The sequence below is a fragment of the Deltaproteobacteria bacterium genome (assembly GCA_040223695.1).
In the GTDB taxonomy this organism is placed as follows: Bacteria; Desulfobacterota_D; UBA1144; order Nemesobacterales; family UBA2774; genus JAVKFU01.
Window position 1 is genome coordinate 690,929 of the sequence record JAVKFU010000015.1, and the last position, 16,290, is coordinate 707,218.

At 45.4% G+C, this 16,290-nt stretch carries 12 protein-coding genes and 1 riboswitch; of the genes, 5 read left to right on the top strand and 7 right to left on the bottom strand.

Annotation, left to right across the window (positions count from 1 at the left end; all coding sequences use genetic code 11):
- Positions 1 to 115 precede the first annotated feature (115 nt).
- The 4 genes from RIG61_07495 (at position 116) to RIG61_07510 (ending at position 5,211) form a co-directional block, all read left to right on the top strand.
- Complete coding sequence (locus RIG61_07495; GenBank protein ID MEQ9619005.1) at positions 116 to 907, top strand: hypothetical protein; 792 nt, start codon at positions 116 to 118, stop codon at positions 905 to 907.
- Positions 908 to 1,079: 172 nt separating this feature from the next.
- Complete coding sequence (locus RIG61_07500) at positions 1,080 to 1,820, top strand: PF20097 family protein (GenBank protein MEQ9619006.1); 741 nt, start codon at positions 1,080 to 1,082, stop codon at positions 1,818 to 1,820.
- Positions 1,821 to 1,993: 173 nt separating this feature from the next.
- Positions 1,994 to 2,851 (top strand): hypothetical protein, encoded by an 858-nt coding sequence (locus RIG61_07505; GenBank protein MEQ9619007.1) that lies wholly within the window; start codon positions 1,994 to 1,996, stop codon positions 2,849 to 2,851.
- A gap of 929 nt (positions 2,852 to 3,780) precedes the next feature.
- The gene (locus tag RIG61_07510) at positions 3,781 to 5,211 is read left to right on the top strand and encodes a 4-hydroxyphenylacetate 3-hydroxylase N-terminal domain-containing protein (GenBank protein MEQ9619008.1); all 1,431 of its coding nucleotides are present in this window, start codon (positions 3,781 to 3,783) and stop codon (positions 5,209 to 5,211) included.
- Positions 5,212 to 5,856: 645 nt separating this feature from the next.
- Here RIG61_07510 and RIG61_07515 read toward each other — a convergent pair.
- Positions 5,857 to 6,336, bottom strand: coding sequence for a DM13 domain-containing protein (locus RIG61_07515; GenBank protein ID MEQ9619009.1), 480 nt, complete (start codon positions 6,334 to 6,336; stop codon positions 5,857 to 5,859).
- Positions 6,337 to 6,629: 293 nt separating this feature from the next.
- Between RIG61_07515 and RIG61_07520 the strand changes: the two genes are divergently transcribed.
- Positions 6,630 to 6,821, top strand: a complete 192-nt coding sequence (locus RIG61_07520) for a hypothetical protein (GenBank protein ID MEQ9619010.1) — start codon at positions 6,630 to 6,632, stop codon at positions 6,819 to 6,821.
- Between the two features lie 183 nt (positions 6,822 to 7,004).
- Here the strand turns inward: RIG61_07520 and RIG61_07525 are convergent, their stop codons facing one another.
- The 6 genes from RIG61_07525 to RIG61_07550 form a co-directional block, all read right to left on the bottom strand.
- Positions 7,005 to 7,328, bottom strand: coding sequence for a muconolactone Delta-isomerase family protein (locus tag RIG61_07525; protein ID MEQ9619011.1), 324 nt, complete (start codon positions 7,326 to 7,328; stop codon positions 7,005 to 7,007).
- A 963-nt stretch (positions 7,329 to 8,291) separates the two neighbouring features.
- Positions 8,292 to 8,750 (bottom strand): hypothetical protein, encoded by a 459-nt coding sequence (locus RIG61_07530; GenBank protein ID MEQ9619012.1) that lies wholly within the window; start codon positions 8,748 to 8,750, stop codon positions 8,292 to 8,294.
- A gap of 596 nt (positions 8,751 to 9,346) precedes the next feature.
- The gene (locus RIG61_07535; GenBank protein ID MEQ9619013.1) at positions 9,347 to 9,979 is read right to left on the bottom strand and encodes a redoxin domain-containing protein; all 633 of its coding nucleotides are present in this window, start codon (positions 9,977 to 9,979) and stop codon (positions 9,347 to 9,349) included.
- A 40-nt stretch (positions 9,980 to 10,019) separates the two neighbouring features.
- Entirely contained in the window at positions 10,020 to 10,358 is a 339-nt protein-coding gene (locus tag RIG61_07540) for a hypothetical protein (protein ID MEQ9619014.1), read from the bottom strand.
- Positions 10,359 to 11,668: 1,310 nt separating this feature from the next.
- Positions 11,669 to 13,897 (bottom strand): right-handed parallel beta-helix repeat-containing protein, encoded by a 2,229-nt coding sequence (locus tag RIG61_07545; protein ID MEQ9619015.1) that lies wholly within the window; start codon positions 13,895 to 13,897, stop codon positions 11,669 to 11,671.
- Between the two features lie 13 nt (positions 13,898 to 13,910).
- On the bottom strand, positions 13,911 to 16,070 hold the full coding sequence (locus tag RIG61_07550) for a PKD domain-containing protein (GenBank protein MEQ9619016.1): 2,160 nt from the start codon (positions 16,068 to 16,070) through the stop codon (positions 13,911 to 13,913).
- Between the two features lie 51 nt (positions 16,071 to 16,121).
- Positions 16,122 to 16,234: riboswitch (cyclic di-GMP riboswitch) on the bottom strand.
- Positions 16,235 to 16,290: the final 56 nt, after the last annotated feature.

Here is a 16,290-nt window from a genome sequence, read left to right on the forward strand (position 1 = left end):
TCTATCGCATTATCCTGAGCAGCACGTCACCCGGTCGCACTTCCCACTTTGAATTCCCACTTATATCCTTTATCCTTTTTCCCTGCATTAACAATAAGAGAGGAGCGGAAATAGCTTGAAACGCAAAATAATATCTGTGGCAATCATTTCATTACTCTTATACCCGGGTTATGCACCCGGGCAGAATAATAGTTCATCACAAGCGGAGAGATCAGCCACGCAGAAAGAAAGCAGATCCGGCGACCAATCACCAAACCTGGAATACGTTCTCACAAATTATTACAAGGCCATAGGCGGTGTACTGAATTGGCGTAATGTACAAACACTGGTCATAACAGGCACGCTGGATACGGGAAGCGCAAAGCTGTCGACGATTGCAAGAAACATGCGGCCGGACAAGTGCATGGTCGTCTACTCAAAAGACGATTTAAAAATTATCCAGGCCTATAACGGCAGCAGCGCCTGGGAGCTAAACCCACTGACCGGAATCAACGAGCCTCAGGTAATAAAAGGAGAACTCTCGGAATCCATTAAAGATAAGTGCGATATCGAAGGACCGCTCATTGAATTCAGGGAAAAGAACCTGAAAGTCCAGCTTGAGGGCAAGGAAAAGGTAAAGGACGTGGAATCATATAAAATTAAAATTAACTATCCTTCGGGCAATGTGCAGTACTACTTCATCGACTCCGAGACTTTTCTCCCGCTCAAAACCGTAAGGGTTATAAAGAGCAGCGGCGGAGAAAACACCGTAACTACTACATTCAGAAATTATCGCAAATCAGGCGGCATTGTAGTCCCGCACCTTCTCATATTCGAAAACACCGGCCAGACGCCCCCTCACAGACTGATAATAGATTCGGTCAAGGTCAACTCTCCAATCGATACAGATGTCTTTACTATGCCTTAAATCTTAAACTCTAAGCCCCAATATAAACTATATTATATCCTGACAAAAAATTCTTATTTATAATAAATAGTTATACCAATTAGCTAAAGAAGTGTATCATTATTGTTTAGCGTATCCGGAGCTCCCCTGCAATACCTGCTTGACGGATTCGACCAGACAGGCAGAAGAAAATATGAAGAACCCGAAGGAATTAATACTACCCCTCCTCGTAGTCGTGACGCTGACCGTAGTAGCAACCTGGATTCTTTACAACTTTCTGGGAAAGTTTATTTTCTATGAAAAACTTCACAGAGGCGGCGTCGAAACGAACGCGGTTCTCCTGGATAAAGGCATCTTCCGGAACGGAAGGCTGTTTAAGACATCCGTTACCAGCGCTTCAAACGACCACAGGTTCGTAGTGGCCTTCGCTACCGAAGAAGGTGTTACCGGAAAATGCACCATCTCTGTATCCAAGCGAACATATGATGTGATCTCTAAGCGCGACGAGCTTTTAATTTCCTACCTGCCGGAAGACCCCGCGCAATGCACCATCCCTAACAGCTTTGAACTAAACCGCTACCTGGTTATTACCGTACTGGCCGTGGCTGTCTTCCTTCTCCTTCTGGCAGCCGGTTTCGTCTTGTATATCTACAAATCATTCAAAAAACCCTCCTCCCGGCATCTTGTCCCCCTCACAAATAACCTAGACCTTCCGGGCGACGGGCTTACCTGTCCCAAATGCGGCTCCGGGATGACCGAGGGCTACCTCCCCGCCGTGGGCGGCGTCTCCTGGAGAGACAGAGACGACCCTGTGGGCATTCCAACGATGCTTACCGGACTTCCGGGAACAACTTTTTGGTTAAAACGTCCGAAACTGCATGCGTATCACTGTGAGTCATGCCATATAATTACGTTTAGGTATGGCTCACAATAGACTGTAGTTATTATACTTAATGTCGCAATAGTAATTATCCTCCCTCTTGTGTTATTTGTGATTCCGCTATCCTTTAAAAAATACCGTAAAAAATACCGTAATTTTCTATTGTATTTCCCGCTTTATCCCTTATTCTTCATAAACGTACTTTAATTATTCAGGAGAGCCGATATATGTTCAGGAAATCGTACCTCTTTATACTGCTCCTATCTGTCACACTCGCAGGCGCTGCGAGCGTGCTTTCATGTACCAGGGGAGAAGAAAAGGAAAATAAACCGGAAAAGAGCGCTGAAGCAGCCCCCGAACCGACAGCGGGCCCGACCCGGACAAAAGAGAACAAAAAAAACGACGATGCGGAACTCAGCACTATCCTCACCCGTTATTACGACGCTATAGGGGGTCGTGAGAACTGGGAGCAGGTCGAAGCCATCAAATATACCGGCAACATGCAATCAATGGGGAAGCAGTTCAAAGCCGCCCTCGTTTACGAGCGCCCTGATAAATGCAGAATAGATTTCAGCGTCGGCAATATATATTTTATTCAGGCATACGACGGTGAAAGCGCATGGAAATTCAACCCGACAACAAAGGACAGTAAGCCTGAGTACCTCACAGGTGAAGACGCGGATGATCTGAAGGAAACCTGCGACTTCGACGGTCCACTAATCGATCACGAGAATAAAGGCTACACGATCGATTACATGGGCAGGGAAAATGTCGAAGGTAAAGACGCCTACAAGCTCAAAATTACATTCGATACCGGAAACATCGATTACTATTATCTCGCCTCCGAAACCTACCTCCCTTTCCTCGTAAAGGGAACAACAACTTTCGAGGGTAAAGAGACCGGCACGACGACCACGATCGACGAGTATATTGACACGGGCGGATTAATTCTTCCTTATTATGTCAAATTCGACATGGACGACGTTGAAGGAAGCGAGATATTCACAGTATCCACTATAGAGGTCAACCCGGAAATCGAGGAAAACGTATTTACTTTTCCCCGCCGCATCGAAGACTCTTACTAACGTAAAATCTGTGCTTATACCGATTTCTTCCTCTCTCCTTCGTTTGTTAAAAGAGGGCACTCGAGCCCGCTCGTCCTGAGTCCAATCGAAGGACGTCATCCTTTCGTAAGCAATACAACGTGGTCTTCTTAGGAAACACACTTGATCTTTTCAGAAGACACACAATGTGTGTGCTTCTTTTCATCAAGGAAAAGAAAATATTTTGCCTTCTCTGTACCATTGCTAGGACGAATTCGAGCGAGCAACAGTTCTGAGCGACCTTAGCTGAATGCAACGATGTACTTGAACTTTGGGCAAACTTTCTGAAAATAAAACATTCGGACGCCTTCTGTAAAAGGCATGGTAGTTATTGTGCTACGAGAAGCGGCACTTGAATAGTAAAGCGGCAAGGTAATCCCACTTTTCATACCTTCAGTTGTAAGAGCGGCTTCCAGCCGCGATTCCTTTAATTTTCTTCTTTAGAAAAAATAGCGTGATTCTACGAATTCTGCGAGAATCCTCTGCCAGCTCGACAATCCTTAATGGTCCCATTCCTTCCATATACGAGCAGATGCTATCTGCCGCTCATGCTGAGGCAGGTCGAAGCGCGTCATTTCAAGCCCTTTGATAAGCTCGGGATAAACTCCGCGCGGCAATACCGTCCTTGTCTTTAGTCCCTTCCTTAGAAAAAGGAAGGTTAGGATGGATTTATTTCTTCCTTTGTCATCCCCAAACGCCTTTATCGGAAATCCGATTCCTTAAAATTCCTTCCCCCTTTCGGTTGGGGAAGGCCAGGATGGGGGGCACACCTGTCTCTACAATTTCCCCTCGGAACATAATCAGCATATATCCCCGCCACCCCCGCTCCCCTCACCCGAACAATAGCGCATATCATCCGCCGTTGACATCCTACCGCCTTTATGAGAACATCTGTATTAGAGGCAATATAAATGCTGAAAACTCCCGAAGAATATGCCGAGAGTCTGAGAGCATTCTCACCTATCGTCTATATTAAAGGCAAAAAGATACAGAGCGTACCGGACGAGCCGCTTCTCCTGCCTGGGCTGAACGCAATCTCTCTCACTTATGAATACGCCCTTCTGCCCGAATACGCCGACACCATGACAGCCGTCTCTCACGTAACCGGAAGAAGGGTAAATCGGCTGCTTCACATAAATACCAGCCAGGACGATCTGCTCAAGAAGCTCGAGATGATCAGGCTTCTCTGCCGCGAGACAGGCTGCGCGCAGCGCTACCTCTGTCATGATGCTCTGAACGCGCTCTATGAGACAACACACAATGTCGATCTTGAATTCGGCACTGACTATCACCTGAAATTTCTCAATTACCTTGAATACGTCCAGGATGAGGACCTTACCACATGCGTCGCCATGACAGACGCGAAAGGCGACCGCTCTAAGCGTCCCCATGAACAGCACGACCCTGATCTTTATCTGAGGATAGTTGACCGGAACAAGAACGGGATAGTAGTAAGGGGAATAAAGGCGATTGTGACAGGTGCGCCCTACACTCACGAAATAATCGTGCTACCCACACGCAATATGACAGCTGAAGACGAGGACTATGCCGTTTCTTTCGCCGTTCCCATAGACACAGAAGGCGTGGAGATGGTCTCCCGCCAGGCGGGACGCCCCGGGGAGCCGGGAGCGCCGCTTACCTCACGCTACGGGCAAGCCACTGCGCAAATTCTATTCGATGATGTTTTTGTTCCCTGGGACAGGGTATTTCTCGCGGGCGAATGGCAGCTTGCCGGGTCTCTCACCGAGAGTTTCGCAACGCACCACAGGCTCAGCTGTATCGGCGCGCGCGCCGGACTCGGAGATATGCTTATCGGCGCCTCGGTATCTCTGGCCGAGGCTAACGGACTCGATGCTCATAAAACCGGGCACGTCAGGGACAAGATTGCCGACCTTATAAAATATGTGGAATCTTTCTACGCGTGCGGCGTTACTTCCACAGTTTTCGGGAATGAGACACGCGCCGGTAATTTCATACCCGACCCCGTCTATTCAAACATCGGCAAGCTCCTTCAGGGCACTCATATTTACGATATGTTCAGAATCGTCCACGATACTTCCGGAGGTATCCTGGTTGCGTCCCCTTACCCGGAGGACATGGAATCCCCCGATGTTGGCGAAAGATTAAACCGTTATTTACGGGGACGTGAAGACATACCCGCCGATTACAGAATTTCGGTCGCGAGGCTCCTCGAAGACATAACCGCGTCTTACCAGGGCGGGTGGTACTCGGTAATAAGCATTTCGGGAGGCGGATCCCCGGAAGCCACCAAGCTCGAAATCATGCGCAAGTACGACATAGAAGAGCGTAAATCACTCGCCGAAAAAATTTCGGGCGCATGACAACAGCACCCCAGCTGTGCAGGCCGCACATAACTTCTCTGCCTTCCCTACACCGTCACTGCAAGCAAAGTGCATCATGCGAGTACAACAATTCCACCTTTGTCTTTTTATCTTTCCCTTTAAATGAGAACGGGTGCAAATGAGTAAGCATTCGAACACTATTACCTCAAATTAAAGTAAGTTCTTTAGATTTCAGCACAAAAATTATGGAGTAAATTAAGGGGGTGTGACTAATTATCTAAGTACTCCCTCATGCTGAGCCCAGGCTTTAGTCGTCATCCTAAATTCATTTCGGGATCTGATCTTTTGTTTTTTTCCTTTCTCGATATTCACAAACGATTTCGAGCTAGTGAGGAATCGATCGCTCTCTCCTAAAAGCCAGCATGTAACTTTCTTGACTCCTATATTTCATATTATCTAATCGGCGTTGAGAAGATCGCTTGTTAATGCATAAAAAATGTTTTGGACTTCGGGAGGAATTAAAACATTTTAGCGTTCATAAGGGATTTTTAGCCACATTCTGTGCAGTCGGTCATTTTTACTTCTTTTTATCAAGAAAAGAAGAAATATTTTCTTTTTCTCTGTCTTTACAAGCAATGGTCCTGGACAACGATTGCGCACGAGTAAGATATCAATGCCACCGGCTCATTCAGGCTTCAGCGTTGCAACCGCGAAGTTAACTCCAAATCGTTTACACCAGATCACGACTGATTTATATTTTGACAGTTCCACATCAGGGCCCAAACCATAATTCTGATTTCCCACATTCCCTTTTATCGAGCCTAGTTCATATATATCGGACTCCTTAACTTCTTTACTGTCTTTAGGATCCTCAGCAGAAACAAGATAGACATGAACATCAGGGCCGTTTGAAACAGCGAAGTCTGTAAAACGAAGTACTCTGTGACCGTCTCCCATATCATAAATAGTTGCGAGACCCTCTCCCTCATGAGCTACGCCGTGAAATTCTCCCTGCGATATAATTTCGGGAGCACCCTTTTCCTCGCTACCGGTATTAGGGAAGTCTTCGTTGATTTTTGAGCTTATAAAAAGCTTCTCAGGACGGAAAAGATACCAGGCTATAATCAAAACAATCAAAACAATTAATATAATTATCGTCTTCATTCTAAATCGCCTCCGTAAGAGTTGATTAAGTCAATTGCAATATTATCACCTCTTAATCTCACTGCCAACACCCGAAAAAAAATATTAAATAACCAGAACCATTATAATCAAACAAAGCATATATACGGGCTTTTCAGATCATTTGTATTCGTCCCGCTAATTTTTACATTACAAGAAGAATAACCCGGTGATTTCGCTCTGAAAATTGGTTAGTACTCCCCTCGCATTCTGGATATACTTTCTTTTTAAAGACACGTGGCTGATTCTATGCTAATCTACATTTACGTGGAACCATGGGCGATAATAAGGAAAACACTGTAAAGAATGTCGAAGGAACGCACTGTCCGGAGCACTGCGTTATCGGGCTGGAGGAGTGCGCCGAGTGCGGAGCCTGTGATTTTTGTTCTGACGGAGTCGTGATAAAGGAGGAGGAATTACCCCTTCATTGGCAGCGTTTCATCGAAAAGAGCAAGATGCCCCCCTGAACGGACTGAAGCGAGACCACCTGTAGATCATATTTTTTATAAAAGTACTAAACTGAAGCCCCCTACCGTTGCTTCAATATCTCGAAGTTATGCTAAGAGGTTTGGAAAATTCGATCTTTTGTCGCTTTATGACCTCATCGATCTAATCCTTTGGACCAGACTTATTGACAAAACTTAAATTACCTAGCTTCCCGTCTTTAGGTCTTTCAGTATTTGCCTCTCAATACTCGCCCTAGCCTCCAGGTCCTGAACAGGAGTAACCTCCCATTCCAATACTCCCCAGGCCGGAAGTGCCCGTAGTATACGGTCAAGGTCGTCGTTCGACTCCGCTTCAGCGATAAATACGAACGAACGTTCACCTACCGGAACTCCCCCCACTATTGTTCCTTCATCCTCAAGTTCCTTTAGCTCATCGAAAGTAGGAATAACAACGTTTTCGAGAACATCCATCGCTTCCTCAGGTGAATAAAAACCCGGGCCTTCAGTTCCCATCACAAGATATTTCATTTATATCCCCTCCTGATATGGTCGACCTAATATTCAGAATATTAAATATTATTAAGTACGAATCCCTTCCTGTCCATTAATACTTTCATGTAAATACAACATTGCAATTTGCTATTGTCTATAATCGGGTCCGGAATCTGAGGAAAGTTTTTGAGACGGGTCTAACCGCAAGCTTTTTGAAAATAGCGATATTTAGGTAATGAGCAAAATAATCGGCCCGTGCAAAAAAAAGTGCTGCTTGAACCTGAAGGTCCAAGCAGCACAACTACGCCGCATATCGGGTTGCCCTTACCCATATCAAATATCAAGCGGCAAATTTTTATAAAAATATCGAACTAATCTTATCTACAATAATATCACAAATAATCCCAAATAACACCACCCTAATTCTAATCTACGAAAAGAGACAAGTACAAAATATGCATTGCTAATTATGTAAATTATTAAGTGTAGCAGAGCAGTTGCAATAAATTTCCTACATCCTATCCCGGAATCCAAGATGGCGGTAGGTGGAGAGAACGGACCCGGGATAGAAATGCAGGATTATACTATATTTACAACATAAACTTTAAGTCTTCTTCCCGAAAATCTCCCCTCAAAATAATAGATATCTTACGCCGAGGCCCCTGAAAAACTGAAATTAATTAATGGTTTCTGCATGCCGGAGGTCTCTCTATACGAGTTTACAAATCTAGCTGCTTTCAATTTCAGGTTTAGGGTGAATCATGATATCCGCAAACTTCCTCTTACTCTTTTTAACAAAAGATACGGGATTCGAGATTCAGTTACAAGCAAAATTTCAGGAGTGTTAATGATAATTTTAGAGAACATATCCACACCGGGGAGGGACATTAAACGCGTTTCATGCAGCTCCGGATAGACATCCTCTTTCTTTATGAACAACAACCGCTCGTCCACCATATATCTGTCAGGCCCTGCTTAATAATAAGGATACATGGAGGCCTAAACCGGCCTCAGCTTTTCACGAATGTTCTCCAAAGATATCCTATAATGCTCACCGTACTGCTTATAGCTATTGTCTTTGAACAGTTCGTGAGCCCTCAGCCTGATCTGCTCCTTAATGTCTTCAGAAAAAATATCCAGGTTCTGCTCTGACAGGAAGATTGCAGAATAGCAAGATATATTGTCCTTTCCCCTGATGAATATGTCGGCGAGCATACCGGCCGCCCCCTCTGTATGCGTTTCACCCAGCACGTAAACACACGCTTCCTGCCAGATATGAGTTCTGCTGCCAAAAATCTTTTTTAACGAGTGCCAGTCGAGGTCCGAAAATCTCATGAGTATATCCTCCCCTTCACGGTATTCCCGCTCGTACCAGTTTTCGCCGGGATGCATATTGCCGTTGGCGGTGTGTTCCTTTATGTGTCTGTCGAAAATTTCCATGTTATCTAATTTTTTCATTGATCGAATTCCCTTGATATTCCCATATATTGTTAATCCGTAGAAGAGATGGACAACATTATTTTACACAAAATAATTTCCCTGCCTAACATGGAGAATCTATTTTCTCCTATAACTAACCCCCGACATATATTCATATTAAATAATCCCGGACATCGTGAGTCCGGTCGAAGGGTATGATGATTTTAATCCCGCTCTCCGGGGCCGAGCCGATATAGAAGGTTAAGGTAATGACATTTTCCGAAGACCGATAATTCAATTAACTTACCAGACAATAAAAAACAATTAGAGTATGGGAAGCTTGCCGCATCGGAGGAGTGACAATCAAACGAGCAAGAGAATAAGGCTCCTTAAGACAAGGAAGATGATTATTTCTGGCAATATATGTAATCGGACTCTACGAACTAGAGGTTAAGTTTACTCTCATTCTAAAATGAACTTTTCAATACGGAAGGAGACCGGAGCAGACGATCATGTGCTCCTGTTGAACCGCTTGTTGACACAAATTATCCTGGCTCTCATTTCTCTTATTAGGCGCACTCTGCATCTGGTATACCCGTGCAGAAATTATATATACATCCCGTGGTGGTCGGCTCCTACTTGTATTTCACGCTGCAGCCGTACGGTTTTGTCTCAGGCTGGGAAACTTCATCTTCCCCCATGGACTCCGTAAGGGCGAGATCTATGTAGTTGGTCGCTTTTGGAATATCTTCTAAGTCCGTCGATTTAATACTGTCCGCCGCCCCTGCGTATATCAGCTTTCCCTGAGGATCAACAATAAACATGTGCGGCGTTGTTTTCGCTCCGTATGCCAAACCAATATCGCCCGTGGGGTCGAGCACTATATGGGTTGCAGCCGTGCCGTTCTCGGACGCGTCGTCTTTGGACTCCCCGGCAGCCCGGTAATCGCCGTGCTTATCAGAGGTCGAATTTATTGCAATCCATACTACGTCATTTGCGGTGTAGTGCTTTTGAAGTTTCTGCATCTTTTTGCTTTTATAGTGCTTCCTCACAAACGGGCATCCGTGATTGAACCATTCCAGCACTACGTACTTTCCGGAGAAATCGGACAGCTTTACGGTATTGCCCTCGATATCCGTAAATTCAAAATCCGGCGCGGGCTTTCCAATGGCAGGGCTTGCGGCGTTCGCAGCACCGTACGCCCATAAAATCAACAATCCTGTCCCCACAATAAATAAAGCAAACGATAACCCGCCTTTCGATCTCATTATAATTTACCCCTTATGATTATTGTATGAGAAAAAGTATTTAATTGTTTTTCTTTCCTTTGTTTTCCTTCTTCTTTCCTCGGAGTCCGGGAGGAATATCGTTCGTTTCTATGAGTATCCAGCCCGCGTCCAGATTCGAGCTCCTCTCCCACCTGTCGTTTCTCTCTCGGTAGTAATAATCGCTGTCCCAGTATATGTCGGGCACGTCAACTACCGCATAAACCCCCAATCCCGAATCGAAAACTATATCCACACCGTCGTCATTCTTGTCACGGTATCCGTGGGCGGGCGCCCAGGGCGGAGGGTCCGCATATACCCCCGCACCGAACCCGCTTATCAAAATTAATGAACTGAAAATTGTTAATACCGTTTTTTTCATGTCACTTCTCCATTTGTATGGGTTTGTGTTCTAACCCTCACCTAAAAGCCTAACGGATTAAAAGCCGATTTTCAGTAATTTTTTATGGCATACCATTTATTCGGCTAAAGTCAGGCAATAATTGCATTCGCTTCATCCAATTTGCCAAACCCGGATTCACCGGGAATTCTAAGAAATACAAGTCATATTGTATCAGAAATTAACCAGTTATCTTCAGCTTTTAATTTCTTATTTTAATTGATTGACACCAATATGGCATTTGTGTTATCGTACAAGTGTATATACATTATTCACATAGTCACGGTTTTTACTCAATCGGGAAGCTGTCTATCTAATGGCAAAAACGGGTTGCCCATACCTGACTCAACAAAGAGTATTGCAGTTCATGAAAGCTTGATCTTCACACTTGAGGAACAGTTGCGATGAGAAAGAGTGATTGGACGGCTTACTAACCTCATACAAATACCCTGTTAAACTGAAGACCAGTATTTATTTTGCCTCATGTTATTACCGCATAATAACACAAGTAATGAGATTCTAAGATTTCTGCACAGAATCTATGCTCATATTCAATTTCTCTGAAACTCCTGCGAAAATATTCAGCGGGCGATTCCCAGCCCACTCATGCTGAGCCCGGTCGAAGCATGCACACGTAATGTGTTTTTACGATTTCTCAGAATCTCCTCCGCCATCCTTGTCCCGTAAAATTGATTTCCTTCCCTCTGCAAGGGGGAAGGTCAGGATGGGGTGCGCATATAACGTGATTCTGCGATTTCTACTCGACATGTCTGCTGTACCGAAAATCCCCTCAAGCCGCTTCACTCCCTTATGTCAGCGGATACCATCCGCCCACTCATGCTGAGCCAGGTCGAAGCATGTTAGTTCGAATCCTTCGATAAACTCAGGATAAACGTTGTGAGAAACATTCCTTCCCAGTGGAAGGAAGAAGACCGGGATTGGGATGCGAGCGGAGCGTGAAGACACCGCTCTACCTACAGCACATGAAGACAGTTTGACACACGCAGCCGGGGCGCTTCATACACCCCCTAAGAAAACTAATAAGACTACTAATGAAAACTACGGGAAGGGTTGAAAACGGAATCCTTACAGCAGGCAAATAAAATAAGGATTGTTCAGGTATGGAGGGCGTTATAAACCGGAGGGTATCACTAAAAAAACAATATAGTTTAAAAAGACTTTATTATTAGACCCGGCGTATACTGATTTAGAAACCACCTGCAAAGATTTCCGATACTATCTTTAACCCCAGCTCAAATAGACCTGTGAGCTACCGGACCACCGACATAAATTCAGGGCTGGGGAACTTTCACTTCGAGATTGCCCGGAGCCTCCGGAGGTAATTTGGCTGAATCCACTAACGTAGTCGCGGAGGCCTGTGCGGAATGCTCCGATTCATTACCGGCGGCGTCATACGCCGTAACGGTATAAGAGTATTTAGTGGATTGCTTAAGACCGGTATCTGAATAGTATGTATCCGTGGTTGTAGTAGTCGCGGAACCATTCCGGTATATCCGGTAACCACTCACTCCGACATTATCCGTAGAAGATCCCCACGACAGATTGATTTGAGAACTGGATATTACGATCGCCGTGAGTACGGTAGGCGTCGCGGGAGGGGAATTATCGGCAAATTTGGCCGTGGTAAATGTGAAATCGTACGAGAGGTAGGTTTTACCTCTCTGATCTTTCGATATCAGCCTGAAGTGATACGTGGTTTCGGGACTCAGACCGGTTAGCAATACCTTGTGATCAAAAGCAAGGGAGGTGTCCAGTTCGCTAGTGCTTCCGTACGATTCTGTCGGTCCATATTCAACCTGGCTGTCTGCAGGCTCGCTTGTGCTCCACGATATTTCAACGGAATCATGGGTAATGGCATCTACACTGACTGAGAAAATTGAGATAGATGTTTGATTCATACACGTATCCAGCAGGTTATTCTGTTTATCCGTCATATTACTTGTGTCGGGATCACCGAAAACCGAGTTCGTATCCTGACCTGTAATCGATTTCCATCCGTTAAAGTCGTGTGTGCCGTTCGCTTTAAATACATTCGCGTTTTCGGCGTTATACCATATATTGTTATCGGAATTAATAGTATCAATGAAAATGTCCGCAGGGGATTCTTTAACGTCTATTAGCGTTTGACCCGAATTACTGCCTAAAATAACGTTGTTACTCATTGTCCAGTTTTTTGATCTCAAGTGCATTTCTTCCCCGGTCTCCCAATTACTAACGGCTCTACTCGATGTAACGCCTCTTAAAGCTATTTGAGTATCACCGTTTCCATATAGAACATTTCCTTCCAATTCGACGTTCTCGGCATTTGCTGCTAATACTCCTGGACCGTTTTTATTGTTGCAGATGGCGGTATTCCTTATTGTAAACGGACCCTGATTTGCTTCGATAAATATTCCGTCTTTGAGATTATCCGCCAGTATTGAATCTTCTATGACTACATTCTCGCAATCAAAATCACACCAGAACCCCCGCGTCATATTACCAAGAGAAATATGCTTTCTATATACCGCGTCGTGAATTCTAAGGTGTTTCATGCCGGCTACAGCAAAACCGGTAAAATTACCTCTAACCCCTCTCCAGTTGTTAAAGGAGGTTGTATTCTCTTCAAACAACAGGTTCTTGATCCTCCATGCCTCAATTCCTCTCCCGCCGTTATGATTAGCAATATTTCTACGAGCGGTAATATCCGTAGACCCGTTGAATCTGAGCCCTCCCCAGTTGTTCCAGATAAACGAACAGCCCTCTATTAAAATATTAGAAGAATTATTTATTTCCACCGCATTCCCATCAACTCCGGTATTATCGTGCTGAAAGATAAATCCTCTTATAGTCACGTTTTCTCTGTTGTTAACAATAAGTAGACCCGAGCGGACCGCAACTTCTACGGTGGAGTCATTTATATTCACATCCGCAGGCGGCCATACATAAACCTTGTTTTCATCCTCCGACACATAGAACGATTTCTCTTCAAGTTCTTCAATCGACAGCACCTGCTTGAGCAAATTACCGTCTATAAAAATCATCTCCCTCCTTCTTACTATTTTCTCCAGAGTTTCACTGGGCCAGGGATTCGGCACCGCGCCCCAGTTGTAGGTCCAGTTATGGGTATAGATATCGGTTCCTGCTTTTTTTGTCCATCCCGTCCAGACATCAGAACCCGAAACAATCACACTTCCCGCTGAATCCGCCTCGAGAACTATCTCGGCAGGGGTATTCGAATGATCGGAGATAAAAGGAAGAATTACGGATTCCCTGTAAGTGCCCGGATGCACTAGTACTGTCACCGGGGTATTACTCTTATTAATTTGATCGGCCAGATTCGCGGCTCCCGCTATTGTCTTGATGGGAAGATTGCTGGTCCCCGGGTTATCATCCGAAGCGGACGGGTTCTCGTTATCCACGTGTATTACGGTTTGGGACAATGCTTCACCGCAAACCGCCGCGGAAATAAAAAGTACAATTAAAATAGTCCTGAACGTAAATGTAAAATTATCAAACATCACAATCCTCCTGTTATAACCTCGGCCTGACCTCCAAATTATCGAAAAGCTTTGTCCCTTTTCCCGTACTCCACACACCTACCGCACCGGAAGTAATTCTTGATCTGCTGTCATCATAAGCGTCTATCTGAAATTCTTCGGGCTCACGCTCCCCCTCCTTCCAGACCTTGCCCCTTATATTAGTTTCCGTACCCGTATCCTCGACCTCTATCCGAAATTCATACCAATTGTTAACCTCAAGCAAGACTCCTGAATCTGTATCCCCCTTAATCCTGGTCCCGCGGGAGGCCAGGTGCAATTGGGGCCTTCGACCATAACTACCCAGACGGTAATAAGCATCACTTCCCTCGGGATACCTGCTAAAGAAAGTAACGCCCGCCCCGGCTTTTTTGTTTGTGATAAACATTCTCCCTGTATAGATATAGTTAGTCCATTCTGTAGCGTCTTCTCCTGTGTAGTGGGAATGAATATTTCTCGATCCTGAACTCGTGCCAAACGCGACCGTGTCTCTGACTTTTTTCGTCTTGAACAGGGACGCATCTTCGTTAAAACTATTCCTGCTGCCGGTATCCATCCAGTTTTCGGGATCGCCCTCTCCCTCGTACTCCTCAAAATCTTCCGAAAACAAAAGAGAGTGCGATTTTGCATCCACAACAATTTCAATAATTTCAGTATCGCTCAGTTGGCCGTCGTCCACAACCAGGAGAACTTCATACATGCCTGGCTCGGAAAATCCGTGACTCACCCCAGATCCTGTCGCTGTCGAACCGTCACCGAAATCCCAGGTGTAGTTAAGCGGATGACCGTCAGGGTCGAAACTCCCTCCTGCGTCGAAAAATAAGGTTCTCCCGGGTAGAGTAGAGCTACCGGGGTCAACCCTGATTACGGCCACAGGAACGGAATTCACGGTAAGATCAACCGCAATCTGAGATGTAATTGAATCTGACAATCCGGCGTCACTCACGGTCAATGTAACATCGTATGTTCCCGGATCGCTGTAGGTGTGATTAACTGTTTCCCCCGTTTCGGTAAAGCCGTCGCCAAAATCCCAGGCATAGCTCAAAGGCTCGCCATCCGGGTCGAAACTCCCTCCCGCGTCGAAAAACACACGCTCCCCGACTACAGCGGATTCAGGCGGGTCCATATCAAAAGCCGCGACAGGGGGATTATTTAAAGGCCGTGCCTGCACACCCGTATCAACAGATGAAACCGCAAGGTCGTCGAAAAGTTTTGTCCCTCTCCCCATAGTCCAAACCCCTATAGTGCCTGAGTTTATCCTTGTAACACTGTCGTCATAGGCCTCTATCTGAAACCTGTCAGGCTCTTTCTCTCCTTCCCGCCAGACCTTAGCCCTTATACTTGTCCGTGTCACCGTATCTTCTACCTCTATCCGGAACCTGTACCATCTGTTGGCAAAAGGTTTAACCCCTGAATCCGTATCCCCTTTTACAGAGGTCCCGTGCGCCGATATATGAAATTCAGGCCTCTGGGCATATCTTCTCAGGCGGTAGTAAATATCCCGTTTCTCGGGGTACCTGCTAAAGAATGTAACCCCTATTCCTCCGCCTCTATTAGTTATGTACATCCTTCCGGTGTATGTGTAATTCGTCCAGTTAAGGGCATCTTCGCCCGCGTAGTGGGAATGAATATTTGTATCTCTGGACTCCGTTCCGAAAGCAATTTCATTTCCAAGCGCTTTCGTTGTAAAAAGCCCGGGATCTTCTACAAAACTGTTATTCCTCCTGGTATCCTTCCAACTCGCGGGGTCTTTACCTGTCCCGTATCCCTCGAAATCATCAAAGATTAAAATTTCTTCCTGCCCCACGAATATGGTATTGGAATCGCCTCCCGTCCGGGGATGGATAGCGCAAACAGCCGCGCCCGATGAGCCGCCGTATGCATTAAAAGCCGTCACTCTGTAACAGTATTCGATATTGCGGGATATAGACGAATCATTGTAAGAAGTTGAATTCGGACCCAATCGCGCAATCCTCTGAAAGGGGCCGTTCTCGCTCAAGCTGCGCTCGATATCGAATCCGTCCTCGTTGTTTGAGTTGTCCTTCCAGGAAAGGATAAGTTCCGCAGCGTTTAAAAAATACGGACTGATAAAATTAAAGGAAAAAGCAATCAGGATTATTATTACAGCATTACATACCCTGCCTGATAAGAACATTCAGTTCCTCCTCAAGTCTTTAAATTGCAGACGTGAAGAGGTTCTGTCTATGCTGGCAACTCTGCTGCCGTATCCTTCATGGCACTCGAGTTACAAAGTGAGTACGAGGACTTAGGCCAGTAGCTTTGCGTCCCGTTATTTCTAACGGTTTGCCCTTTTCAGCCTGCAAACTAATTTATGTTATTTCAATAATACCCCATATTAATTATAGTCCTACTTT

Coding starts and splice junctions, on each gene's coding strand:
- RIG61_07500 (MEQ9619006.1), top strand. CDS start 1,080: ATGAAGAACCCGAAGGAATTAATACTACCCCTCCTCGTAGTCGTGACG.
- RIG61_07505 (MEQ9619007.1), top strand. CDS start 1,994: ATGTTCAGGAAATCGTACCTCTTTATACTGCTCCTATCTGTCACACTC.
- RIG61_07510 (MEQ9619008.1), top strand. CDS start 3,781: ATGCTGAAAACTCCCGAAGAATATGCCGAGAGTCTGAGAGCATTCTCA.
- RIG61_07515 (MEQ9619009.1), bottom strand. CDS start 6,336: ATGAAGACGATAATTATATTAATTGTTTTGATTGTTTTGATTATAGCC.
- RIG61_07520 (MEQ9619010.1), top strand. CDS start 6,630: ATGGGCGATAATAAGGAAAACACTGTAAAGAATGTCGAAGGAACGCAC.
- RIG61_07525 (MEQ9619011.1), bottom strand. CDS start 7,328: ATGAAATATCTTGTGATGGGAACTGAAGGCCCGGGTTTTTATTCACCT.
- RIG61_07530 (MEQ9619012.1), bottom strand. CDS start 8,750: ATGAAAAAATTAGATAACATGGAAATTTTCGACAGACACATAAAGGAA.
- RIG61_07535 (MEQ9619013.1), bottom strand. CDS start 9,979: ATGAGATCGAAAGGCGGGTTATCGTTTGCTTTATTTATTGTGGGGACA.
- RIG61_07540 (MEQ9619014.1), bottom strand. CDS start 10,358: ATGAAAAAAACGGTATTAACAATTTTCAGTTCATTAATTTTGATAAGC.
- RIG61_07545 (MEQ9619015.1), bottom strand. CDS start 13,897: ATGTTTGATAATTTTACATTTACGTTCAGGACTATTTTAATTGTACTT.
- RIG61_07550 (MEQ9619016.1), bottom strand. CDS start 16,070: ATGTTCTTATCAGGCAGGGTATGTAATGCTGTAATAATAATCCTGATT.